Below are 22,650 nucleotides of genomic sequence, written 5' to 3' on the forward strand. Positions count from 1 at the left end.
GGCAGCATAGAGACGCATGGTCGCCGCACAATCCGTCGTCAGGGAATCGTCCTCAAAAATGCCGCCGCGCCCGCTTGCCCGTTCCGGTCCCGATTTCGCCCACGAGACCGCCGCCTGGATGGCAGGCGAGGTGCCGGTCGCCGGCGCCGACGAGGTCGGGCGCGGCCCTTGGGCCGGGCCGGTGGTGGCGGCGGCGGTGATCCTCGATCCCGAGCGTGTGCCCGCCGGGCTCAACGATTCCAAGAAGTTGACGGCGGCGAAGCGCGAGGCGCTGTACGAGATCATCTGCGAGACGGCGGAAGTGTCGGTCGCCTTCGCCCCGCCGGCGCGCATCGACGCCACCAATATCCGCCAGGCGACGCTTTGGGCGCTGGCGCGGGCGGCGCAGGGGCTGCCGCGCGCGCCGCGCCTGCTGCTAGTGGACGGCAATGACGTGCCGCCGGTCGGCTGCGCCGCGCGGGCGATCATCGGCGGCGACGGGCTCATCGCTTCGATCGCCGCCGCCTCCATCGTCGCCAAGGTGACGCGCGACCGGCTGATGGGCGAACTGGGCCGGGTGCATCCCGGCTACGGCTTTGAGCGGCACATGGGCTACGGGACCGCCGAGCATGGCGCGGCGCTGGAGCGGCTCGGCGTGTGCCGCCACCACCGCGCCTCCTTCGCGCCGATCCGCCAGCGGCTGGCGCGGGCGGCGGCGGAGTAGGCAGGGCCGGCGCTAGAGCAATTCCGGTGAATTCCAGTTCACCTGAATTTCTCTAAGCCTTTGTAGATTCGCATTTTATTCACGCGAACCGGTACCCGCTTCGCTCGAAAATGCGCTCTAGTGGTAGCCCTCGCCGGCGCGTACCTTGCCGCGGAAGGTCCAGTAGACGAAGCCGACATAGCCGAGGATCAGCGGCAGCATGAACACCGTGCCGATGAGCATGAACACCTGGCTCGCCGGCGCCGCCGCGGTCTGCCACACGGTGAGCACCGGCGGCACCAGATGCGGGAAGATCGACACGCCGATGCCGATATAGCCGAGCAGGAACAGCCCGATCACCCCGAGGAACGGCAGGTGCTCGTGGCCGCGCTCCAGCCAGCGCCAGACGAAGCCGGCCAGCAGCAGCGTCACCAGCGGGATCGGCGCGAGGTAATAGAGGTTCGGCAGCGAGAACCAGCGGTCGGCGATGCGCGGGAAGGCGATCGGCGTCCACAGGCTGACGATCCCCATGAACACCAGCACCAGCGGCAGCAGCCAGCGGGCATGGGCACGGGCGCGGGCTTGGGCGGCGCCGTCGGTCTTGAGGATCAGCCAGACCGCGCCGATCAGCGCGTAGCCGGCGGTGACGCCGAGGCCGCAGATGAGCGCGAAGGGCGTCGCCCAGTCCAGCGGGCCGCCGGCGAAGGCGTTGTTCTCCACCTTCATGCCCTGCACGAAACCGCCGAGCAGCACGCCCTGGAAGAAGGCGGCGAGCGTCGAGCCGCCGGCGAAGGCGACGTTCCACAGGAAGCGGCTGGTGTCGGCGACGTGGCGGAACTCGAAGGCGACGCCGCGGAACACCAGCGCCAGCAGCATGAAGATCACCGGCAGATAGAGCGCCGGCATCAGGATCGAATAGGCGAGCGGGAAGGCGACCAAAAGCCCGCCGCCGCCGAGGATCAGCCAGGTCTCGTTGCCGTCCCAGAACGGGGCGACCGAGTTCATCATCTGGTCCTTCTCCACCTCGCTGCGGGCGAAGGGGAACAGGATGCCGATGCCGAGGTCGAAGCCGTCGAGGATCACGTACAGGGCGATCGCGACCGCCAGCAGCAGTGCCCAGATGACGGGCAGGTAGTATTCCATGCCGAGGCTGATCATGGTGCTCACTCCCCGGGTTGCTGGATGGCGGCGCGCGCCGCCTGGCGGGCGCCGGAGAGCGGCTGGCTCGGCAGGCCGTCGTCCGGCGGCTCGATGGAGGCGCCGGTGGGGCCGCGCACGATCAGCCGGTTGATGTAGTAGATGCCGCCGGAGAACACGATGCCGTAGACGATGACGAACAGCACCAGGGTGACGAACACCGCCCAGCCCTCGACCGGCGAGATGGCGTCGGCGGTGCGCAATATGCCGGTGGCGACCCAGGGCTGGCGCCCGACCTCGGTGACGAACCAGCCGGACAGCACGGTGATGAAGCCGACCGGCCAGACGAACTGGGTCGGCCAGACATACCAGTCGGTCTCGAACAGCCGGCGCCGCCACAGCAGGAAGGCGCCGACCCAGCCGAGCGCGATCATCAGCACGCCGAGCCCGACCATGATGCGGAAGGCGAAGAACGGCACCAGCAGCGGCGGCCGGTCCTGCGGCGGGAAGTCCTTCAGGCTGGCGAAGTCGTCCGTCCAGCTATGGGTGAGGATGAGGCTGCCGAGATGCGGAATGGCGATCTCGAAGTCGTTGCTCTCGGTCTTCTCGTTGGGAATGGCGAACAGCACCAGCGGCACGCCGGCTCCCGGCGGGTGGCCGCCCCAGTTCGCCTCGACCGCGGCGATCTTGGCCGGCTGGTGCTGCAGCGTGTTGAGGCCGTGCGCGTCGCCAATATAGGCCTGGATCGGCGCGAGGATGGCGATGAGGCCGATGGCCATGCGCATCATGGTGCGCCCGTCCTGCGGGTATTTCCCGGCATAGACGTAGCGGGCGCCGATCGCCAGCACCACCAGCGCGGTGGTGAGGTAGCAGGCCGTCACCATGTGCATGAAGCGGTAGGGGAAGCTCGGATTGAAGATCGCGGCCAGCCAGTCGACCGGATAGGCGATGCCGTCGATGACCTCATGGCCGGCCGGGGTCTGCATCCAGCTATTGGCCGACAGGATCCAGAACGCCGAGAGGCTGGTGCCCGCCGCCACCGCGATGGAGGCGAAGACGTGCAGCCCCTTCGGCACCCGGTTCCAGCCGAACAGCATGATGCCGAGGAAGGTGGCCTCCAGGAAGAAGGCCGTCAGCACCTCATAGCCGATCATCGGTCCGACGACGTTGCCGACGACGTGGGAGAAACGGCTCCAGTTCGTGCCGAACTGGTAGGACAGCACGATGCCCGACACCACGCCCATGCCGAAGGAGACGGCGAAGATCTTGGTGAAGAAGCGGGCGATGCGGTGGAAGTGCTCGCGACCCGTGGTGATCCACAACACTTCCAGCGTGGCGATATAGGCCGCGAGGCCGATGGTGAAGCTGGGAAAGATGATGTGGAAGGAGACGGTGAAGGCGAATTGAATGCGAGCCAGCAGAACGGGATCGAATTCCATCGGCATGCCCCTATCCGATGCGGCGGTGGTGCGCCGCTAGGGAAACACTACGCGGTTGCCGTGCAGAATGGAACTGGTCTTAAGTCCGTGACGCCGACGCGGCGATGACATGGATCAGGCGATCGGGCGTGGCGCGGCAGCCGGACCCCGTTCTTCGGGAAGGCCTCGTCTCAACCCTTTCCCTCGACGTCGGACGGTAACGCGCTCCGCCAGCGGTATGGATGCGGTCCGCCAAGCGGATCGGGGAGGGACGTGGTCGGGACTGAAGTCCCTCGCGCGGTCCTTCCACGGCGGGGACGTGGAGTGGCGCCGCGTCAGCCGGCGGATGGCGGCTCGGCGAGCTTGCGCTCGATGGCCAGCAGGTCGCGCCAGACCATGCGCTTGCCGAGCGGCGTGCGCAAAAGATAGGCCGGATGGAAGGTGGCGAGCGCCTGTATGCGCCGCGTGCCGGTGTCGTATTCCATCCAGCGGCCGCGCGCCTTGGTGATGCCGTCCTTGATGCCGAGCAGAGTCTGCGCCGAGGGGCCGCCGAGGCAGACCAGCACGTCGGGGTTGGCGAGCTCGATCTGCCGGCGGATGAAGGGCAGGCAGATGGCGGTTTCCTGCGGCGTCGGCGTGCGGTTGCCGGGCGGGCGCCACGGCACGACATTGGCGATGTAGGCCTGCGTGCGGTCGATGCCGATGGCGGCGAGCATGCGGTCGAGCAGCTTGCCGGAGCGGCCGACGAAGGGCTTGCCCTCGATGTCCTCGTCGCGGCCGGGCGCTTCGCCCACCAGCATCAGCCGCGCCTGCGGGTTGCCGTCGGCGAAGACGAGACGGGTGGCGGTGAGCTTCAGCGGGCAGCCGTCGAAGCGCTCCAGCAGGCCGCGCAGCGCGTCGAGGTCAGGTGCGGAGGCGGCGGCCTCGCGGGCATCGGCGGCGGCCCGGTCCGGCGGGGGCGGCGCGGCGGCGAGCGGCGGCAGGGCCGGGGCGCGCGCGGCCTCCCGCCTCGCGGACGGCGCGCCGGGCTCGGCGGAAGAAGAAGCAGCGGCCGGCCGGATGGCCGTGCGCGCGGTGCTGCGTTCGGCGGCGCTCTCGGCGAATCGGTCGACCGGGGCGTCGCCGATGCCGGCATCGACCCCGGCCTCGGCGTAGAAGGCCATGAGATCGGCAAGCGCGGCGCGCGGATCGACGTCGCGCGGATCGGGGGAAAGGTCCATATCCCATTCTATCGCGTCGCGGCGGTGATTGTCAGGCCGGCGCAAGCATGGAAGAAGTCCAGACAATAGATTGCGTGCCGGAGAGTGACATGAATGCCGCCGAGCTGCCCGAACGCGAGGGCATGGATTACGACGTGGTGGTGGTCGGCGGCGGGCCGGCGGGCCTCGCCGCGGCGATCCGCCTGAAGCAGCTCGACGAGAACCTGTCCGTGGTCGTCGTCGAGAAGGGTTCGGAGGTCGGCGCACACATCCTGTCCGGCGCGGTGATCGACCCCGTCGGCCTCGACCGGCTCTTCCCGGACTGGCGCGAGGAGGCCGACGCGCCGCTGAAGACGCCCGTTACCGAGGACCGCTTCTATTTGCTCGGCCCCGCCGGATCGCTGCGGCTGCCCAACGGGCTTATGCCGCCTTTGATGAACAATCACGGCAATTATGTCGGCTCGCTCGGCAATGTCTGCCGGTGGCTGGCCGGCAAGGCCGAGGCGCTCGGCGTCGAGATCTATCCCGGCTTCGCCGCCGCCGAACTGCTGTTCGACGAGAACGGCGCCGTGACCGGCATTGCGACCGGCGACATGGGCATCGGCCGCGACGGCGAGCCCGGCCCGAACTTCGCGCGCGGCATGGAGCTGCGCGGCAAGTACACGCTGTTCGCCGAGGGCGCGCGCGGCTCGCTCTCCAAGCAGCTCATCGCCCGCTTCAAGCTCGACGAGGGCCGCGAGCCGCCGAAATTCGGCCTCGGGCTGAAGGAGCTGTGGCAGCTCGATCCGGCCAAGCACAAGCCGGGGCTGGTGCAGCACTCCTTCGGCTGGCCGCTCGACGGCTCCACCGGCGGCGGCTCCTTCCTCTATCACCTGGAGGATGGGCAGGCGGTGGTCGGCTTCGTCGTCCACCTCAACTACACCAACCCGTATCTGTCGCCCTTCGAGGAATTCCAGCGCTTCAAGACTCACCCGTTGATCCGCGAGCAGCTGGAGGGCGGCAAGCGGCTCTCCTATGGCGCGCGGGCGATCACCGAGGGCGGCTACCAGTCGGTGCCGCGCACCGTGTTCCCCGGCGGGGTGCTGATCGGCTGCGCCGCCGGCTTCGTCAACGTGCCGCGCATCAAGGGCAGCCACAATGCCGTGCTCTCCGGCATCCTCGCCGCCGAGGAGGCCGCAGCCGCGCTCGCCGCCGGCCGGGCGCAGGACGTGCTGGAGGGCTACGAGACCGGCTGGCGCGCCGGCGAGATCGGCGCCGACCTGTGGAAGGTGCGCAACGTCAAGCCGCTATGGTCGAAGTTCGGCACCTATGTCGGCATCGGGCTGGGCGGGCTCGACATGTGGGCGAACACGCTCTTGAAGTGGTCGCCCTTCGGCACGCTCGGCCACGGCAAGCCGGATTCCGACACGCTGAAGCCGGCCAAGGATTCGAAGAAGATCGCCTATCCCAAGCCGGACGGCGTGGTGTCGTTCGACCGGCTGTCCTCGGTGTTTCTGTCCAACACCAACCATGAGGAGGACCAGCCGGTTCATCTCAAGGTGAAGGACATGGCGCTGCAGAAATCCTCCGAGCACGACGTCTATGCCGGACCGTCCAACCGCTACTGCCCGGCGGGCGTGTATGAATGGGTGGAGAAGGACGGCGCCGACGTCTTCGTGATCAACGCGCAGAACTGCGTCCACTGCAAGACCTGCGACATCAAGGATCCCAACCGCAACATCACCTGGGTGACGCCGGAAGGCGGCGGCGGGCCGAACTATCCCAATATGTGAGGACGACGGCATGCGCGGAAGCGTGACGGTGGCGCTGCGGGCGCTGGCCGCGATGGTGGCGATCTCGATGGCGATGCCGGCCGCGATGTCGGCGGCTTGGGCGGCCGGGCTGCCGGACTACGCGCCGTTCCGCGAGGGGCTGTTCCTGCGCTATCTCGACGCCGAGCCGGGCGGCCAGATCGACCGGGTGCCGCGTATCGGGCTGTCCTTCCCCGGCAGCGAGCGGCGGCTGTCGGCCGATCTCGATTCCGGCTCCACCGGCATCGTGGTGGCCGCGGCCTATATTCCCGGCTTCGACCAGCTGCCGAGCCAGGGGCCGGGACAGCTGACCTACACGTCGTCCGGCCGGCAGATGATCGGCCAATGGGTGGTGGTGCCGGTGACGCTGTCCGGCAAGGAGGGCGCCTCCGTCACCACCGAGCCGATGCCGGTGCTGGCGGTGACCGAGCTGCGCTGCCTCGACTATGCCCGCGACTGCACGCCCCGGCAGATGCCCGAGCATATCGCCATGGTCGGGGTGGGCTTTGCCCGCGAGGCCGACCGGCAGAGCCAGAGCACGCCGGACAAGAACCCGCTGCTGCGGGTGACCGGCGGGGAGGGCGTCGAAAACGGAGGCGCTCGCCGGCGCGGCTACATCCTCTCGCCGGAGGGCGTGCATGTCGGGCTGACCGGCGGCAATACGCGCGGCGATTTCCGCGCGCTCAAGCTCGACCGCCAGGACGACGGATCGGACTGGAAGGCGACGCCGGCCTGCATCGCGCTCAACGGCGCGACGCCAGCGGCCTGCGGCACGATGCTGGTCGATACCGGCGTCTCGGCGATGTTCATGACGGTGTCGCCGGCGCAGGCGGCGGGCGCCGAGGGCACGCTGCCGGCGGGAACCGAGGTGGCGATCCGCGCCGGCACGGCGCAGGACGGCTTCGAACTCTACCGCTTCACGGTGGGCGGCGACTCACCGCTGGCGCCGGAGGCGATCCATCTGCGGGTGTCGCCGGAGCGGGTGTTCGTCAACACCAGCTTCCACCTGCTCAACGGCTATGACGTGCTCTACGACGCCGATGGCGGCTATGTTGGGTTCCGCCGGCGGTAGGGCGGCTAGAACTGCGCGATGATGAAGGCGGCGAACAGGATGAAGGCGGCGACGAGGTCGCTGGCCATCGCCATGTTCTCGCGGAAGTTCCGCTCCGGCCGGCGCATGTGATTGAGCCCGGCGAGGCCGAGGAAGGCGCCGCCGATGAAGGCGACCGGGAACACCCAGCTGGTGATCAGCAGCGACAAGAGCCCCGCCGCGCCCATGGCGAGATTGGCGCAGCCGAGCTCCTGCACCAGCACATGCGCGCGCACATCGTCGACGCCGAGGATGGAACTGGCGGTGAAGCCGGGCTTCACCAGCTGGGCGATGCCCGCCAGCAGCAGGCGTACGCCGACCGCCCAGAACACGAACCATTTCGACGCGATGGCGAAGAAGCCGATCAGCGTGCCGTTGCCGGCGAGCTCCGAGGCGATGGAGACGACGGGCAGGATGACCATCGTGAGCAGAAGCGTGGCATAATAGATCATCGGTGAGGCCCGGCGAGTGGAATGACGTTGCGAAAGATCGTGACGGAATGTCACGGAACTGTAACTACATATTCATGCCGACGTCACCCGCCGCCGATACGCCCTCCTCGACCCTGATGGCCGACGAGGACAATCGATGGCGGCAGCGCTGGAACTCGACCGTGTAAGCAAGACGTGGGGCGCGATGCGTGCCGTCGACAATGTCTCGCTGCGCATCGAGCCGGGCGAGCGGGTGGCGCTGATCGGCGCTTCCGGCTCCGGCAAGTCGACCCTGATCCGCATCGCCTCCGGCCTCGCCTTGGCCGACGCGACCAGCGGCGCGGTGCGCTCCTTCGGCGTCGGCGTGCAGGACAAGGGCAAGCTTTCCTCCGAGGTGCGGCGCGCCCGCCGGCAGATCGGCCTCGTCTTCCAGCAATTCGCGCTGGTCGGCCGGATGACGGTGATGAGCAATGTGCTGGTCGGCGTGCTCGGCCGCATCAGCGGGCTGCGTGGCACGCTCGGCCTGTTCAACACCGACGAGAAGCGTACCGCGCTCGCCGCGCTGGCCGAGGTCGGCATCGCCCAGCATGCCGCCAAGAAGGCGCGCGAACTCTCCGGCGGCCAGCAGCAGCGTGTCGCCATCGCCCGCGCGCTGGTGCAGGGCGCCAAGCTGGTGCTCGCCGACGAGCCGATCGCCTCGCTCGACCCGAAATCCGCCAAGCGGGTGATGGATACGCTGGTGACCATGAGCCGCGACCACGGCATCGCGCTGGTCGTGTCGCTGCATCAGGTCGACTACGCCACCGCCTATTTCGACCGGGTGGTCGCCATGAATGCCGGCCGCGTCGTGTTCGACGGCCCGGCCTCGCGCATCACCGCTGCTTTTCTTACCGAGCTCTACGGCGCCAGCGCCGAGGAACTGATCCTGCCGAGCCAGTTCGCGGTGTCCGCCGCCGAGCCGCTCGCGCCCGTCTCTTCAGAACCCGTATCCTGACAGGAGCGAACACCATGAAGCGCATTCTCGCCGCCGGCCTCGTGCTGGCCGGCCTCACCGCCCCGCTGGCGGCGCAGGAAGTCAAGGAGCTGAACTTCGGCTTCATCTCCACCGAGTCCTCCGCCAACCTCGCCAAGAGCTTCGAGCCGCTCCTGAAGGACATGGAGAAGGCGATCGGCGTGCCGGTGAAGCCGTTCTTCGTCGGCGACTATGCCGGCGTGATCGAGGGCATGCGCTTCAAGAAGGTCGACGTGGCGTGGTACGGCAACAAGTCGGCCATGGAAGCGGTGGACCGCGCCAATGGCGAGGTCTTCGTGAAGACCGCCAAGCCGGACGGTTCCTCGGGCTACTACTCGCTGATCGTCACCAATGTCGATCGCAGCGACATCAACGGCCTCAAAGACATCCTCGACTGCTCCAAGGGCTACAATTTCGGCAATGGCGACCCGAACTCCACCTCGGGCTTCCTGGTGCCGGGCTACTATGTGTTCGCGCTGAACAATGTCGACCCGCAGAAGTGCTACAAGCGCGTCGTGACCGGCAACCATGAGGGCAATCTGCTCGCGGTCGCCAACAAGCAGGTCGACTTCGCCACCAACAACACCGAGAACATGACCCGCCTTCAGCAGACCCGCCCGGCGGAAGCTGCGAAGATCAAGGAAGTGTGGCGCTCGCCGATGATCGCCGGCGACCCGATCGTGTGGCGCAAGGACCTGCCGGCCGACCTGAAGGCCAAGATCTACACCTTCTTCATGACCTATGGCCGCAACGGCACCCCGGAAGAGATCGAGCACGCCCGCGCGGTGCTGGCCAAGACCTCCGATGGCTGGGGCCCGTTCCTCGCCTCCTCCGACGCGCAGCTGATCCCGATCCGCCAGCTCGAGCTGTTCAAGGCCAAGGTGAAGGCCCAGAACAACGACAAGCTGTCGGCTGACGAGAAGGCCGCCGAGGTGAAGAAGATCGACGCCCAGCTCGCCGAGCTCGACGCGCAGCAGAAGAAGCTGCCCGCCATGTGACGTGTTGCCGGAGGCCGGGCCCCGCCCGGCTTCCACCGAGGCTGCGCCGCCGTCTCCGGTCCGCCGGGGACGGCGTTCGATTGAGAGGGACACCCCATGCTCGCCGCCGACACCGCCCATCGCTCCGCCCTTGCCGCGCTGCCGGCCCCGCCGGTGACGCCGCTCGCCACCAAGCTGACCCGCCTCGTCCTCGCCGCCGCCGCGGTGGTGGTGCTGGTGTTCTGCTGGTACGAAGCGGAAATGAACCCGGCGCAGCTGGTCGCCGACGCCGGCAACATGGCGACGCTGGGTTCCGAGTTCCTGCGCCCGGACTTCACCGACTGGGACGTCTATTTCAACTCGATGGTCGAGACGCTCGCCATCGCGGTGTGGGGCACCCTGCTGGCGGTGATCGTCGGCATTCCCTTCGGCATATTGTGCGCCGACAATGTGGTGCCGCGCTGGGTCGCCTTCCCGGTGCGCCGGGTGATGGACGCCTGCCGCGCCATCAACGAGCTGGTCTTCGCGCTGATCTTCATCGCCGCCGTCGGCCTCGGCCCGTTCGCCGGCGTGCTGGCGCTGTTCGTCCACACCACCGGCGTGGTCGCCAAGCTGTTCTCCGAGGCGGTCGAGGCGATAGACCCGGCGCCGGTCGAGGGCATTCGCGGCACCGGCGGCAGCTGGCTACAGGAAGTGATCTATGGCGTGCTGCCGCAGGTGCTGCCGCTGTGGATCTCCTATGCGCTCTACCGCTTCGAATCCAATGTGCGCTCGGCAACCGTGCTCGGCATCGTCGGCGGCGGCGGCATCGGCATGGTGTTCAACGAGACCATGCGCGGCTTCCTCTACTCGCAGGCCGCGGCGATCCTGATCATCGTGATCGTCACCGTCTCGCTGCTCGACGTGATCAGCCAGAACATCCGCAAGCGCTTCATCTGAGGAACGCGGTTCATCTGAGGAAAAACGGCGCCGGTGCCTCCGCCCGAAAACGGCGGCAAATCCGGCGCCCGGCGCCTGACGCAGCGGCTTTCAGGACCGGCGGCTCATGTGACGGGATACCGTCCGGTTCCCTGCATTTTTGCCCGATCAGACATGCGTGAAGTTCCCTTACGATCTGATCGTAAGCGACATAAATCCTTCTCCGAAAGCACGCCAATGTCGCTCGCGCGACATGTCGCAACTAGGAGAAGAGCCCAAATGAATCGCATTTTCGTCGTCGCCGCCGTGATCGCCAGCATCGGCGTGGCCGGCATCACCGCCGCCTCCGCCTCCGGCCGCAGCAAGGAAGAGCGCAAGGCGTGGTGGGATACGTTCCATCAGGTCACGAAGTCCCCGGAGGGCACGGCGCAGCCGGCCCAGGCGCCCGCCTCCAAGGCCCCGAAAGCCGCCAAGCCGGCGCAGTGATACGCGCGCAGTGACACGCGGCGTTCCGCAATCGCGGTAACGACCATCAGGGCGGCACCCGGAAGGGCGCCGCCCTTGTCGTATGTGCGCCCCGTATTCACGTATCGTATTCGCGCCGGCGCCGGGTTCTGTTCGTGACCCAGCGTCAGGCGGCCTGAACAAACTTTAATGTCTCCGCCATCCTCCCGCCGGGATTGCTTCCACTAGTCTTGCCGCATGACTTGCGGCATTCGCTGCGGCATATCCTGTTTCGCGCGGCGCCGGTGGCGTTGCCCGTTCCCACCGGCCGGAGACATAAAGTGCGTGCGATATTGAGCCTCCTCTCCGACGTCTGGCGGCTGTCGACCCCCTATTTTCGCGGCGAGGACAAATGGCGGGGCGGCATCCTGCTCGCCGCCGTGGTGGCGCTGGAGGTCGGCTGGGTCTACGGCACCGTGCTGCTCAACCAGTGGAACAACGCGTTCTACAACGCGATCCAGGAGAAGGATTATCCCGCCTTCGTCCACCAGTTCTGGCTGTTCGGCCTCTATGCCGCGGTGCTGATCGTCATCGCCGTCTACCAGATCTATCTCCGGCAATGGCTGGAGATCCGCTGGCGCACCTGGATGACCGAGAAGTACCTCTCGGCCTGGCTCGACCACCAGACGCATTACCGGCTGCGGCTCAAGGGCGACACGGCCGACAACCCCGACCAGCGTATCGCCGAGGACATCCGCTCCTATATCGCCACCACCATCAGCCTGTTCATCGGCATCCTCAACGCGGTGATGACGCTGGCCTCCTTCGCGGTGATCCTGTGGGGCCTGTCCGGCGACTTCCACCTGCCGCTGTTCGGCTATGAGATCGACATTCCCGGCTATCTGGTCTGGGCGGCGTTCGCCTATGCGGCGTTCGGCACCTGGCTCACCCACCTCATCGGCCGGGTGCTGGTGCTGCTGAACTTCAACCAGCAGCGCTTCGAGGCCGACTACCGCGTCGACCTGGTGCGCGTGCGCGAGAATGGCGAGCAGATCGCGCTGATGGAAGGCGAGAAGGTGGAGCGGGCGCGCCTGCTGGAGCGCTTCTCGCATGTCGTGCACAATTACTGGGGCCTGATGATCGCCCAGAAGCGGCTGACCTGGTTCACCGCCGGCTATGGCCAGCTGTCGAACGTGTTCCCCTTCCTCGTGGTGGCGCCGGCCTATTTCTCCGGCGCGATCCAGCTTGGCCAGCTGATGCAGACCGCCTCCGCCTTCGGCCAGGTGCAGGGCTCGTTCTCCTTCTTCATCAACGCCTATTCGACGCTGGCCGAATGGAAGGCGGTCGTCGACCGTCTGATCGGCTTCGAGGACCACATCGCCCAGGCCCGCGCCGAGACCGCCGCCGTCGCCTATTTGCGCCGGCCGGCCACCGGCGGCGCCATGCTCGCCCTCGATGACATGGAGGTGCGCCTCCCGGACGGACGGGCGCTGCTGACCGCCGGCGGCGTTACTATCGGCCGTGGCGAGAGCGTGCTGCTGACCGGGCCGTCCGGCACCGGCAAGTCGACGCTGCTGCGCGCCATTGCCGGCATCTGGCCCTATGGCTCGGGCACGGTGTCGGTGGCGCCGGAGGCGCGGCTGCTGGTGCTGCCGCAGCGGCCCTATCTGCCGGTCGGCACGCTGCGCGGTGCGCTCGCCTATCCCGATCCGCTCGCCGAGCATGACGACACCGCGCTGCGCGACGTGCTGGAAGCGGTCGGGCTCTCGGCCTTTGCCGGCCGGCTCGACGAGCGGGCGCTGTGGCCTTCGGTGATGTCGGGCGGCGAACAGCAGCGGCTCGCCGTCGCCCGCGCGCTGCTGATCAAGCCGGACGTGCTGCTGCTCGACGAGGCGACCTCGGCGCTCGACGAAGCCGGCGAGGCGGCGCTCTATCACGTGCTGCGTCAGCGGCTGCCGGGGGTGGCGATCCTGTCCATCGGCCACCGTTCCAGCCTGCATGCGCTGCATGGCCGCCATCTCGAGCTCGAGCCGACCGCCGACGGCCCGGCCCGGCTCGAAAGCGTGGGGCAATTGGTGGCGGCGGGCTGAGGAGCCGCCGCTTTCCCGCTCAGGTCTCCGGCTTGGCGGCCGGCGCGTCGGCGGCGGCGATCTCGGGTGCCGGCAGATTAGCGGCGGGCAGGGTGGCGGCTGCCATGCCGGTGAGGTCGCTGCGCGGCCGGCGCAGCCGGAATCGCCGCCGCGGGACCGGCTGGCCCTCGGCCTCGATGGCCAGCGTGCGTTCCAGCAGGATCTCGTAGATCGGCCGGCCGCCGAGCCGCTGCGCCACCATGTTGGAGACGATGGTGGTGAGCATGACCGGCACCAGGATGCCATAGGCGCCGGTGAGCTCCATCACCAGCACCATGCCGACCAGCGGCGCGCCGATGGTGGCGGCGAACAGCCCGCCCATGGCGGCGATGGCGAGCGCGACATGGGTGTTCTCGGGCAGAGCCACCAAGGTCTCCAGTCCGGCGCCGAAGGTGAGGCCGATGGTGGTGGCCAGCGCCAGGATCGGCGCGAAGATGCCGCCGGCGACGCCGGTGGAATAGCTCGCCATGGTCATGACGAAGCGGATGAGCACGATGACCGCCAGCACCGCGAGCGGGCGGTTCTCCGTCGCCAGCTGCACCGCGAGCACCTCGCCGCCCTGCGTCGCCTCCGGCAGCAGGAACATCAGCGGCCCGACGATCAGGCCGATGAGCAGCGGGAACAGGTAGAACGAGCTGGCGAGGCCCAGGCTGCGTACATGGTCCAGCGCCCAGACCAGCGTGCGGTTGAAGCCGACGCCGACCGCACCCAGCAGCAGGCCGAGTGCCAGGAACGCCGGCAGCATGCCGTGCGGCAGCGCCGAAGCCGGCAACAGCATATAGGGCACGTTGCCGGTCAGCTGCTCGGTGACGATGGCGCTGGCGAGCGAGGCGAGGATGACGCCGACATAGGTGCGGGCGCTGTAGGGAAACTGCCGCCGCGTCTCCTCGATGACGAACAGCACCGCGGCGAGCGGCGCGTTGAAGGCGGCGGCGAGGCCGGCAGCGCCACCGGCGGCGAGCAGGCCGCGCATGTCCTCGGAAGACATCTTCGTCACATCGGCCGCCGCCTTGGCGATGGAGGCGCCGATATGGATGGTCGGCCCCTCGCGGCCGAGCACCATGCCGGAGGACAGCGACAGCAGGCCGGCGACGAACTTCACCGGCAGCACGCGCTTCCAGCGCACCTGGCGCAGGCCCTCCATCGCGCCCTCGATCTCCGGCACGCCGGAGCCGCCGGCCTCCGGCGCGAAGCGGCGCACCAGGAACAGCGAGGCCACCGCCATGGCGGCTGCGACGAGGGCGGCTGCGACGTAGAGCGCCGTGCCGGACAGGCCGAGCGTGTCGCGCAGCAGGGCGGGCCAGGCCGCGGTGAGTTCCTCGACGCCGAGATGGAAGGCGACGCCGGCGAGGCCGACCGCCACGCCGACGACGATCGCTACCGCGTGATAACCGCCATTGCCCATCTCGTCTCCCCTGCCCCCGCGCTGTCGGCCCCTCGGCACGGGTAGCATCGCGAGGCAACGGCCGAAAGAACCAAATCGGCGGATTTACGGGTTCGGCAAGGCACTTGCGGCGCAGACCGACGCTGCCGCGCGCTGTTCTTGCGCGCGCGGCAGGACGGAGCGCGCAGCCACCCGCCTCAGGGCAGGGCGGGCGCGTAGGTGGCGACCGGCTCCACCGTGTCGATCAGCCCGTGCTCCTTCATGAAGGTGCCGAAGCGGGCATAGCGGCCGGCATCGAGCGCCGCCGGCGCATGGGCGAAGCGGCGCAGCGTGTCGGTCCAGGCGGTGCGGTTGAGCTCGTCGTCGAGCTTCGGGTTGGCCTTGACGAACACGCCCCAGGCCTCGTCCGGGTGGTTGAGCACATAGATGGTGGCGTCCTCCACCGCAGCGAGGAAGCGCTTGAGGCGCGGATCGGCGACGAGATCCTTGCGGGTGACGTAGATCAGCTCGTCGAACACCGGCACGCCGTGTTCCTCGGGGAAGAAGGCGACGCCCTCCTTGCCTTCGAGCTTGATCTGGGTGAGCTCGAAATTGCGATAGGCGCCGATCACCGCGTCGACCTTGCCGGAGACGAGGGCGGGGGACAGGGCGAAATTGACGTTCACCATGGTGACGTCGGAGGGCTTCAGCCCGGCATCGGCGAGCATGGTGCCGAGCAGCGCGTCCTCGAAGCCGGCCACCGAGAAGCCGACCGTCTTGCCCTTCAGATCGGCGAGCGACTTCACCGGGCCGTCCTTCAGCGCCACCAGCGCGGTCAGTGGGGTGGAGACCAGCGTGCCGAAGCGCACCAGCGGCAGGCCTTCCTTGACCGACAGATAGAGGTTCGGCTGGTAGCTGACCGCGACTTCCGCCTGGCCGGCGGCGACGAGGCGCGGCGGGGCGGAGGGGTCGGCCGGCGCGACGAGCTCGACATCGAGGCCGTGGGCCGCGAAGAACCCCTTCTCCTTGGCGATGATCAGCGGCGCGTGGTCCGGGTTCACGTACCAGTCGAGCAGCACGGTGAGCTTGTCGGCCGCCGCTGCGGGGGCGGCGGCGAGCGACACGGCGATGGCGGACGCGGCCAGCAGTCCGGCAAAGGTCTTGAACATATGGATCTCCTCCCGTTTCGGAGATCCGGCGCATGAGCTTTCGGGGGAAATCCGGCGCAGGATTCCCCGCCGGTGACGGAGATGACCTCGCCGTGGTTCCGTCCCTTCGCCGGCATGACCCGGATCAGGTTCTAAGGGTCTGGCGGACGCCATCTCAGCCCCTTCGACCCAACGGGCCGGCGGGACACCCCTCGGACGGAACGGAGCCTAGCAGAGCTGGTATGCCACGGCAATCGGTTAGCCGGCAGCAGCCCTCGGCGGTTTCCGGCTCGGAAAAGGACCGCTTCAACAGAGGAAGCGCTTGAGCTCATTGCTCCAGAGCTTGATGCCCAGCCGGCAGATTTCAAGCTGCGAGAGCCAATACATCTGGTCACTGGGCGTGGCGAACGCCGCCACAAGCAGATCCAGCGGCGCATCGATTTCCTGCCCGTAGGCCAGCAGATCGGCCACCGTATGTTGCGTTTCATTTTCATTGCGCAAAGGCTGGCCGGGTGTCGAGAAGGCGTGGAAGCCAAGTTGGCTGTTGTCCGAACTCGATCGCCACGGCTTTCCCTTCTCGTCGTGGCCGCCAAGGAACGCAAATGCGCAGGCGCTGGCGCAGATGCTTCCTCCCTCGACGATGGTCTTGATGCGATTGTCCTTGAAATACCTTCCCAGTCTCAGCCCTTCGTAGAGCGAGCCGCCGGGACTGCTCAGATAGATGGCGCTGATCGGCCGGCGAGGCTGAGCGGCGAGAAAGACCTGGAGCCGGGTTGTGTCGCCGTTCTGTATGGAGCCCTCCGCCCGTATGGCGGTGAGGCGCGGCGAGGTGTTGGCATGCGTGCTGAACTCCAGCGCTTCGGCATGGTTCGTGTCCGCCTGGGTGCTGACCAGCAGCGCAGACCACAAGGTCCAAACAAGCGCGGCCTTTCCCATCCCGTCTCCCCGGCATCGCTATCATTCGGCCTCAGGCTACCGTGGCACAGCAGGGTAATGAAGCGAAGCCGTATGAGATACGCGGATGGACGAAGCGGGAGGCCGTTCAGGGCTTCTCCCGCCAGCCGTCGAGATAGCGCACGCTCTCGACCCCGGCGAAGCGCGCCATGCGGGCGAGTTCGCCGTCGAGCCGCTCCAGCCGGCCGGCGGAGGCGCGCACGCCCGGTTCCAGCCAGAGCTTCTTCACGTCGAGCGTGCCGGCCTTGCGGTCGGCCTTCATGTCGATGCGACCGATCATCCGGTCGCTTTCCATCAGCGGGAAGACGTAATAGCCGTACACACGCTTTTCCGCCGGCACGAACACCTCGATGCGGTAGGAGAAGCCGAACAGCCGCTCGGCGCGGTTGCGGTCGCGCAGCAGCGGGTCGAACGGGCTGAGCACCCTGAGCCGTGCCGGCGGTTCCGGCAGCGCCTCGAACGCCGGGCCGCTGCCGGCGAAGGCGAAGGACGCGCGGGGCCTTCCGCCATCCGCCGTGACGAGGCTGACCTCTTCCAGCCGCTCGCGGTTGACCGCCACCCAGGCACGGGCCTCCTCCGGCGAGACGAGGTCCCAGAAGGCGGCGATCTCGCCATGGGTGGCGAAGCCGAGCCGTTCCAGCGCCGAGGCGCAGGCCCACTCGACGAAATCCTCGCGCGTCACCTCGCTGCCATAGTGGCGGGCGGGGATGACGCGCTCCGACAGGTCGTAGACCTTCTGGAAGCCGTCGCGGCCGGCAATGGCGAGGCGGCCGGTGCGCCAGAGATATTCCAGCGCCGTCTTGGCTGGGTGCCAGTTCCACCAGCCGCCGGGCGTGCGCTCCTCCGCCTCGAAATGCCGGGCCATCAGCGGCCCCTCGGTGGTGATGCGCGCCAGCACGTGGTCGACCGACTGCTCGAAGCCGTTCTCGTGCCAGCTTCGCCAGCGCTCGGCGAGGTTTTCCCGCGCATGGGCGAAGCGGTGCTTCCAGTAGCCGTAGAACGCCGAGGGGATGATGGCGGCGTCGTGCGTCCAGTGCTCGAACAGCTCGCCGTCGCGTTCCGCCAGTGCGGTGAGGTGCTCGCGCCGATAGGTCTGGGCGCGGGCGAACAGAATGTGGTGATGCGCCCGCTCTACCGTGGCGATGCTGTCCACCTGCACAAAGCCGAGCTCGTGGACGAGTTCCAGCAGCCCGGCCTTGCCGAGCGCGCGGCCGGGGGGGCGGGACAGGCCCTGCTTGGCGAGGAAGATGCGCCGCGCGTCGTGGTTGGACAGGTTGAGGCTCATGCGCCGTCGATCCATCCCAGATCGACGGCGATGGTCCGCCCGGTCGCCTTGGCAGCGTACATCAGCGTGTCGGCCTGACGCAGCAGCGCATCGGCGTCGATGGCCGTCATACACATGGCGACCCCGATGGCGGCGCCGATGGCGAGCTGGCGATCATCCACCGGCATCGGCGTGCAGATGGTCTCGGCGAAGGCGTGCAGATCGTCGGCGGTCGGCGCGTGGTCGCGGGGGAAAGTGGAGAGCAGAACGAACTCGTCGCCGCCGATCCGCGCCGCGAAGCGCTGCGGATCGACAAAGCCGCGCAGGCGTTCCGCCACATGCCGCAGCACCCGGTCGCCGACCAGATGGCCGTGGCGGTCATTGACCGACTTGAAGCCGTTCAGATCGATATAGGCGAGGGCGACGCCCTGGTCGACGTGCCACTGCGCCAGGAGGTTGCGCAGCCGGTGGTCGAAGGCGGCGCGGTTGGGCAGCCCGGTCACCACATCGGTATAGGCCGCTTCCAGGATGCCGCGCTCGAACGCCTTGCGCTCGGAATTGTCGATGATGATCTCGATGTCGAGCGTCTGGCCGTTGATGGTGCGGCGCTGCGTCGAGATCAGCGTGGGGATGATGCGGCCGGAGGAATGCCGCAGATCGACCTCCTCCAGCTGGTACAGGCCGGACGTTTCCAGTTCGTGCAGGCGGCGCAGCCGGTTCGGGTCGTCGAGATTGCGGACGGTATCCAGATACATTGGCTGGTCGGCGATCTCCTCCCAGCTGCGGCCGATGAGATTGAGATAGGCCGGATTGGCCATGATGTATCGGGAGACGTATTCGGCCGTCGAAATGCAGATGGCGACGGGCGAGAGTTCGAACACGTCCACCAGTGCTTCGTAGACGACTTGGCGTGGAATCATGGATCCTCACAGGACCGGCGGAACGCCAGCCTCGCCCATTCGCCCCCACCCGTCCACTGCCTGCGTCGATCTACCCGCTACCCGCTACTCGCGTGCCGAGGCGGTTTCCGGCGCCCAGGGCACCAGCCGGGCGAGGGCGCGGTCGACCAGCGCGAACAGGATCAGCGCCACCGCCATGAGGATGGCGAGCGCCGCGAACACCATGTCGGTCTGCATGCGGGCGTTGGAATAGATCATGAGATAGCCGAGCCCGGCCGAGGCGCCGACCCATTCGCCGACCACCGCGCCGATCGGGGCGACGGCGGTGGCGACGCGCAGGCCGGAGGCGAGCGCCGGCAGCGCGGCGGGCACGCGGATGAAGCGCAGCAGAGCGAGGTCGCCGGCGCCGTACAGGCGGCCGAGATCCACCAGCCCCCGGTCGGCGCGCGCCAGCCCGTCGTGAAACGCCGAGGCGACCGGGAAGAAGATGATCAGGCTGGCCATCACGATCTTCGAGGCGAGGCCGAAGCCGAACCAGATGACCAGCAGCGGCGCGATGGCGAACACCGGCAGCGCCTGCGCCACCAGCAGCACCGGCCGCATGGCGCGCCGCACCGCCGGCGAGGTCGCCATGGCGAGCGCGCAGGCGATGCCCAGCGCGGCGCCGCAGGCAAGGCCGAGTAGCATCTCGCCGAGCGTGATCAGCGCATTGTCGAACAGCACGCCGCGATTGAGCCACAGCGCGAGGCCGATGCGCGAGGGGGCCGGCAGGATATAGGCCGGCACGCCGGCGAGCCGCACCGCGATCTCCCAGAGACCCAGCAGCAGGGCGGCGATCAGGCAGGCGCGCGCGAGGCCGGCCATGCGGGGTTCTCCATTCGAGGGCGCGCTCTCGGCGAGGCCCGTACGAAGTCGGGCTCGCCGGGCGCGAAGGCGTCGGCCCGTCCTCATAGCGCGTCCGGTTCCCCCGGCGCGAGAGCCGCCGCGGTCAAAATACCCGGACGCGCCGAATGGGCTTGACGCCGGTCAAGGCGGGGCCACCTTGTGGGAGGTAACAATGATCAAGTCATGTAAGTGGAGGAAGGCATGATCAAGGACATTCTCGTCAGCCTCAGCGTCGGCGAGGGGGTGGATGCCACCAAGGACTACGCGGTATCGGCGGCGGCGGCTCTCGGGGCGCATCTCACGGCGGTGGCGGTGAGCTACGACATCGACATTCCGCCGGTCTACACCGAAGCCTTCTCCACCGATTTCCTCGAGGCGCAGCGCGCCGAAGGCCAGCGCCTCGCCAAGCTGGCGGTGGATCGCTTCGGGGAGGCGGCGCGCGCGGTCGGCATCACCGCCGAGGTGCGCAACATCGACGGCACGCCGGGCGGCGCCGCCGAGCAGATCGGCTCGATGGCGCGGTTGTTCGACGTCACCATCGTCGGCCAGTCCGATCCGGACCGGATGGGCCCCGAGGAAGTGATCGCCGAGGCGGTGCTGTTCGAATCCGGGCGCTCGGTGCTGCTGGTGCCGACCAAGCAGTCGAAGCCCTTCGCCGCCCGCCGCATCCTGGTGGCGTGGGACGGCGGCCGGGCCTCCGCCCGTGCGGTGTCCGAGGCGCGGTCGCTGGTCGAGAAGGCGGATTTCGTCGAGGTGGTGGTGGTCGACACCGGCAAGTCCAAGCCGGGCCGCCTGCCGGGCGCTGATCTGGCCGAGCATCTGGCGCGCCACGACAAGAATGTCGAGCTGCGTCGTCTGGTGCCGGCGAGCGACGAGGGCATCGTCGACGTGCTCCTGAAGGAGATCGCCGAGCGCGAGATCGACCTGGTGGTGATGGGCGGCTACGGCCACTCGCGGCTGCGCGAATTCGTGCTGGGCGGCGTCACCCGCGACATGCTGGAGCGCATGACCGTTCCGCTGTTGCTCGCGCACTGAGCGAAGGTTCGTTACACCTCGGATGACAAAAGGGCGGCGCTTGCGCCGCCCTTTTTTGCTGATCGCCGCGTAATGCGGCGTGTGTCGCCGCCGGCGAGGGCGGTCGATGTCCGGCTGCGAATCATGGCGACGGAGCGATCCGTGCCGAGCGGCCCAGCCCGCCATGCCAACCGGCACGACCACCCAGCAGCTTGGCTGACCCACCCGAGCTCGCGGCCTCAACCGAGGCCGTCGAGGGCTCGGCCCCTTGTCATCGGTCAGGTTTCCGCCGTGCTGCGAGACCTCGGCACGCCGGCGCCGAACCCCGCCTGCCATGCGGCTTATCGAGTGGGATGACGCTGCTGTTCAGCTATCATGTCGTAGGGTCTTACAACGATAGTCTATGTTCTATCGTTCGGATTCCCTAAATGCGACCGATACGTTCGATCGATAGGTCGATGATATTGCGTTGATTGAACAGTCATGAGACCTTTCCCAAGGCGATGGCATCGACCGCAAATGCGTGTGGTGCCTGCTTCATCCTTAAAACGCTTACAATATTGTACTAACGTCATAAGGCTGAGGGATTAGTTTATGTTTATGTTTTGTGGGTCGTCGAGCACCCGTCAGTTTAAATTTGACGTTCACGGAAATTTTTCGGTGAATGTATTTTCAGCCTCCTCGATGAAGGGGCTGTCGAATCCGAAGTCCGTTATTGGCCATGGCGAAGTTGTTCGTAATTTGGCTCTGATACCTATACCTAAGGTTCTTCTTCTCCATTTTGGAGAAGTCGACGTAGAGTTTGGTTACTATAGAAAGTTTTGTGAACGGATGGAGATAGACGAAGATAATTTCTTCGGAGAAATAATAAATTCATTTAACAAATTTATTGAAGAAATAATCGACAAAAGCCAAAATACAAGAAGCGTCAGCAGCATTTGCGTTTTGATGCCGCAGCCATGTCCGTTACGTGATGAGACGTTCTGTCGTGTGACGTCGCAATTTGCGGATGTTTCTGTCGAGAAAATGCAAGAAATTGCCGATTATATCGACATTCGTCATGCTGCTCGTAACAAGAGATGCGTAAGCTTTAACAATTTACTTGAAGCAAATTTGATAAAAGATAGAAAAATAAAATGCTTCCGGGTCGACAAAGATATGCTCGACAAAAATTATGAATATAGGTCGGAGTATTTGCCTAAGTCGACCAGTGAGCATCATGCTGAACCCCGCACAACATTCCCGTTGTGGCAGGAAAAGCTCCAGAATGAAGTGAAGCCTTACCGCGTGCTCGTGAAGCGGCGGGCCAAAAGGCTCGATGCGCTGGCCGCTTCGGCACCCCCGGTCGCACACGCCATGGCGATGTGACGTCAGTCCAGCTTCAGGCGCGGTGGCGTAACGGCGGCGTCGGACCGGCTTAGCGCCGATCCGACGCCGCCGCGCCCAATGCCGTCAGCGCGTGTGGATGATGCGCTCGCGGCAGCGATAGCCGATGAAGCATTGCGGGTTGTCCGAGGTCTGCAACCAGACGGGGGTGGTGACCTGCTGGATGTCGCAGTAGCGCTGGTTGGCGACATAGCGGTCAAATACGTTCGGGCCGGTGCCGATGACGATCGCCCCGTGCTGGCGGACGAGGCCGCTGGTCGCCGTGCAGGTCATGTTCAGCGAATTCGGCATCGCTTGCGCGAACGCCGACGGCGCCATGAGAAGGAACGGCAGGGACAGAAAAACAGTGCGCATGGCCTAGCCTCGCTCGAATGTCCGATCACGCCGCGATTATCGCCGCTCACGCCGCCGATTATCGCCGCACTCGTTTCGTAACGTAATCAATAGCGCGTGCGTGGTCTTGCCGGCGGGCACGTATATCGTCGGGATCGTCGCTGCGCGGGGTCGGCG

21 protein-coding genes and 1 riboswitch are annotated in these 22,650 nt (G+C 67.1%); of the genes, 10 read left to right on the forward strand and 11 right to left on the reverse strand.

Annotated features, from left to right (window positions below; all coding sequences use genetic code 11):
• Nucleotides 1–58: 58 nt before the first annotated feature.
• A complete protein-coding gene (gene rnhB, locus KHC28_RS26235; protein WP_376772800.1) occupies nt 59–703 on the forward strand; it encodes a ribonuclease HII in 645 nt (214 codons plus the stop codon).
• Between the two features lie 117 nt (nt 704–820).
• On the opposite strand, the gene cydB is transcribed toward rnhB, so the two are convergent.
• The 3 genes from cydB to KHC28_RS26250 form a co-directional block, all read right to left on the reverse strand.
• Complete coding sequence (cydB, locus tag KHC28_RS26240; protein ID WP_281419178.1) at nt 821–1,840, reverse strand: cytochrome d ubiquinol oxidase subunit II; 1,020 nt, start codon at nt 1,838–1,840, stop codon at nt 821–823.
• Nucleotides 1,841–1,845: 5 nt separating this feature from the next.
• On the reverse strand, nt 1,846–3,258 hold the full coding sequence (locus KHC28_RS26245) for a cytochrome ubiquinol oxidase subunit I (RefSeq protein WP_214011509.1): 1,413 nt from the start codon (nt 3,256–3,258) through the stop codon (nt 1,846–1,848).
• 314 nt (nt 3,259–3,572) lie between these two features.
• Nucleotides 3,573–4,457 (reverse strand): uracil-DNA glycosylase, encoded by an 885-nt coding sequence (locus tag KHC28_RS26250; RefSeq protein ID WP_214011317.1) that lies wholly within the window; start codon nt 4,455–4,457, stop codon nt 3,573–3,575.
• Between the two features lie 89 nt (nt 4,458–4,546).
• On the opposite strand from KHC28_RS26250, the gene KHC28_RS26255 reads away from it, so the two are divergent.
• Together KHC28_RS26255 and KHC28_RS27625 are read left to right on the forward strand one after the other, a co-directional pair.
• Nucleotides 4,547–6,208 carry an electron transfer flavoprotein-ubiquinone oxidoreductase gene (locus KHC28_RS26255; RefSeq protein ID WP_214011318.1) on the forward strand — a complete coding sequence of 554 codons (1,662 nt, stop codon included), beginning with the start codon at nt 4,547–4,549 and terminating at the stop codon, nt 6,206–6,208.
• A 10-nt stretch (nt 6,209–6,218) separates the two neighbouring features.
• A complete protein-coding gene (locus KHC28_RS27625; RefSeq protein WP_246565193.1) occupies nt 6,219–7,298 on the forward strand; it encodes a hypothetical protein in 1,080 nt (359 codons plus the stop codon).
• A gap of 5 nt (nt 7,299–7,303) precedes the next feature.
• Here the strand turns inward: KHC28_RS27625 and KHC28_RS26265 are convergent, their stop codons facing one another.
• Nucleotides 7,304–7,768, reverse strand: a complete 465-nt coding sequence (locus tag KHC28_RS26265) for a DUF6790 family protein (protein ID WP_230361865.1) — start codon at nt 7,766–7,768, stop codon at nt 7,304–7,306.
• Nucleotides 7,769–7,904: 136 nt separating this feature from the next.
• Between KHC28_RS26265 and phnC the strand changes: the two genes are divergently transcribed.
• The 5 genes from phnC to KHC28_RS26290 all read left to right on the forward strand — a co-directional run bounded on the left by phnC (nt 7,905) and on the right by KHC28_RS26290 (nt 13,188).
• A complete protein-coding gene (gene phnC / locus KHC28_RS26270) occupies nt 7,905–8,741 on the forward strand; it encodes a phosphonate ABC transporter ATP-binding protein (RefSeq protein ID WP_214011319.1) in 837 nt (278 codons plus the stop codon).
• 14 nt (nt 8,742–8,755) lie between these two features.
• Complete coding sequence (gene phnD / locus KHC28_RS26275; protein ID WP_214011320.1) at nt 8,756–9,757, forward strand: phosphonate ABC transporter substrate-binding protein; 1,002 nt, start codon at nt 8,756–8,758, stop codon at nt 9,755–9,757.
• A gap of 96 nt (nt 9,758–9,853) precedes the next feature.
• Nucleotides 9,854–10,675, forward strand: a complete 822-nt coding sequence (gene phnE / locus KHC28_RS26280; protein WP_214011321.1) for a phosphonate ABC transporter, permease protein PhnE — start codon at nt 9,854–9,856, stop codon at nt 10,673–10,675.
• 258 nt (nt 10,676–10,933) lie between these two features.
• On the forward strand, nt 10,934–11,140 hold the full coding sequence (locus tag KHC28_RS26285) for a hypothetical protein (protein WP_214011322.1): 207 nt from the start codon (nt 10,934–10,936) through the stop codon (nt 11,138–11,140).
• A gap of 299 nt (nt 11,141–11,439) precedes the next feature.
• Nucleotides 11,440–13,188 carry an ABC transporter ATP-binding protein/permease gene (locus KHC28_RS26290; protein ID WP_214011323.1) on the forward strand — a complete coding sequence of 583 codons (1,749 nt, stop codon included), beginning with the start codon at nt 11,440–11,442 and terminating at the stop codon, nt 13,186–13,188.
• Nucleotides 13,189–13,207: 19 nt separating this feature from the next.
• Here KHC28_RS26290 and clcA read toward each other — a convergent pair whose 3' ends face one another.
• The 6 genes from clcA to KHC28_RS26320 all read right to left on the reverse strand — a co-directional run bounded on the left by clcA (nt 13,208) and on the right by KHC28_RS26320 (nt 19,719).
• Nucleotides 13,208–14,632, reverse strand: coding sequence for a H(+)/Cl(-) exchange transporter ClcA (clcA, locus tag KHC28_RS26295; protein ID WP_214011324.1), 1,425 nt, complete (start codon nt 14,630–14,632; stop codon nt 13,208–13,210).
• Nucleotides 14,633–14,808: 176 nt separating this feature from the next.
• Entirely contained in the window at nt 14,809–15,759 is a 951-nt protein-coding gene (locus KHC28_RS26300) for an ABC transporter substrate-binding protein (RefSeq protein WP_214011325.1), read from the reverse strand.
• A gap of 84 nt (nt 15,760–15,843) precedes the next feature.
• Nucleotides 15,844–15,961: riboswitch (TPP riboswitch) on the reverse strand.
• A gap of 83 nt (nt 15,962–16,044) precedes the next feature.
• Complete coding sequence (locus KHC28_RS26305; RefSeq protein WP_214011326.1) at nt 16,045–16,674, reverse strand: COG3904 family protein; 630 nt, start codon at nt 16,672–16,674, stop codon at nt 16,045–16,047.
• Nucleotides 16,675–16,780: 106 nt separating this feature from the next.
• Nucleotides 16,781–17,977: a winged helix-turn-helix domain-containing protein gene (locus tag KHC28_RS26310; protein ID WP_214011327.1), complete on the reverse strand. Its 1,197-nt coding sequence runs from the start codon at nt 17,975–17,977 to the stop codon at nt 16,781–16,783.
• Nucleotides 17,974–18,876 (reverse strand): sensor domain-containing diguanylate cyclase, encoded by a 903-nt coding sequence (locus KHC28_RS26315; RefSeq protein WP_214011328.1) that lies wholly within the window; start codon nt 18,874–18,876, stop codon nt 17,974–17,976. The genes KHC28_RS26310 and KHC28_RS26315 overlap by 4 nt, the downstream gene beginning before the upstream one ends.
• 84 nt (nt 18,877–18,960) lie before the next feature.
• A complete protein-coding gene (locus KHC28_RS26320; RefSeq protein ID WP_214011329.1) occupies nt 18,961–19,719 on the reverse strand; it encodes an ABC transporter permease in 759 nt (252 codons plus the stop codon).
• 222 nt (nt 19,720–19,941) lie between these two features.
• Here KHC28_RS26320 and KHC28_RS26325 point away from each other — a divergent pair, with 222 nt between their 5' ends.
• On the forward strand, nt 19,942–20,775 hold the full coding sequence (locus tag KHC28_RS26325) for a universal stress protein (RefSeq protein WP_214011330.1): 834 nt from the start codon (nt 19,942–19,944) through the stop codon (nt 20,773–20,775).
• A gap of 639 nt (nt 20,776–21,414) precedes the next feature.
• The gene (locus KHC28_RS26330; RefSeq protein ID WP_214011331.1) at nt 21,415–22,122 is read left to right on the forward strand and encodes a hypothetical protein; all 708 of its coding nucleotides are present in this window, start codon (nt 21,415–21,417) and stop codon (nt 22,120–22,122) included.
• A gap of 84 nt (nt 22,123–22,206) precedes the next feature.
• Here KHC28_RS26330 and KHC28_RS26335 read toward each other — a convergent pair whose 3' ends face one another.
• Nucleotides 22,207–22,494, reverse strand: a complete 288-nt coding sequence (locus tag KHC28_RS26335; RefSeq protein WP_214011332.1) for a hypothetical protein — start codon at nt 22,492–22,494, stop codon at nt 22,207–22,209.
• Nucleotides 22,495–22,650: the final 156 nt, after the last annotated feature.

The sequence above is a fragment of the Ancylobacter sonchi genome (genome assembly GCF_018390695.1).
GTDB classification, from domain to species: domain Bacteria; phylum Pseudomonadota; class Alphaproteobacteria; order Rhizobiales; family Xanthobacteraceae; genus Ancylobacter; species Ancylobacter sonchi.

Coding starts and splice junctions, on each gene's coding strand:
- rnhB (WP_376772800.1), top strand. CDS start 59: ATGCCGCCGCGCCCGCTTGCCCGTTCCGGTCCCGATTTCGCCCACGAG.
- cydB (WP_281419178.1), bottom strand. CDS start 1,840: ATGATCAGCCTCGGCATGGAATACTACCTGCCCGTCATCTGGGCACTG.
- KHC28_RS26245 (WP_214011509.1), bottom strand. CDS start 3,258: ATGGAATTCGATCCCGTTCTGCTGGCTCGCATTCAATTCGCCTTCACC.
- KHC28_RS26250 (WP_214011317.1), bottom strand. CDS start 4,457: ATGGACCTTTCCCCCGATCCGCGCGACGTCGATCCGCGCGCCGCGCTT.
- KHC28_RS26255 (WP_214011318.1), top strand. CDS start 4,547: ATGAATGCCGCCGAGCTGCCCGAACGCGAGGGCATGGATTACGACGTG.
- KHC28_RS27625 (WP_246565193.1), top strand. CDS start 6,219: ATGCGCGGAAGCGTGACGGTGGCGCTGCGGGCGCTGGCCGCGATGGTG.
- KHC28_RS26265 (WP_230361865.1), bottom strand. CDS start 7,768: ATGATCTATTATGCCACGCTTCTGCTCACGATGGTCATCCTGCCCGTC.
- phnC (WP_214011319.1), top strand. CDS start 7,905: ATGGCGGCAGCGCTGGAACTCGACCGTGTAAGCAAGACGTGGGGCGCG.
- phnD (WP_214011320.1), top strand. CDS start 8,756: ATGAAGCGCATTCTCGCCGCCGGCCTCGTGCTGGCCGGCCTCACCGCC.
- phnE (WP_214011321.1), top strand. CDS start 9,854: ATGCTCGCCGCCGACACCGCCCATCGCTCCGCCCTTGCCGCGCTGCCG.
- KHC28_RS26285 (WP_214011322.1), top strand. CDS start 10,934: ATGAATCGCATTTTCGTCGTCGCCGCCGTGATCGCCAGCATCGGCGTG.
- clcA (WP_214011324.1), bottom strand. CDS start 14,632: ATGGGCAATGGCGGTTATCACGCGGTAGCGATCGTCGTCGGCGTGGCG.
- KHC28_RS26300 (WP_214011325.1), bottom strand. CDS start 15,759: ATGTTCAAGACCTTTGCCGGACTGCTGGCCGCGTCCGCCATCGCCGTG.
- KHC28_RS26305 (WP_214011326.1), bottom strand. CDS start 16,674: ATGGGAAAGGCCGCGCTTGTTTGGACCTTGTGGTCTGCGCTGCTGGTC.
- KHC28_RS26310 (WP_214011327.1), bottom strand. CDS start 17,977: ATGAGCCTCAACCTGTCCAACCACGACGCGCGGCGCATCTTCCTCGCC.
- KHC28_RS26315 (WP_214011328.1), bottom strand. CDS start 18,876: ATGATTCCACGCCAAGTCGTCTACGAAGCACTGGTGGACGTGTTCGAA.
- KHC28_RS26320 (WP_214011329.1), bottom strand. CDS start 19,719: ATGGCCGGCCTCGCGCGCGCCTGCCTGATCGCCGCCCTGCTGCTGGGT.
- KHC28_RS26325 (WP_214011330.1), top strand. CDS start 19,942: ATGATCAAGGACATTCTCGTCAGCCTCAGCGTCGGCGAGGGGGTGGAT.
- KHC28_RS26335 (WP_214011332.1), bottom strand. CDS start 22,494: ATGCGCACTGTTTTTCTGTCCCTGCCGTTCCTTCTCATGGCGCCGTCG.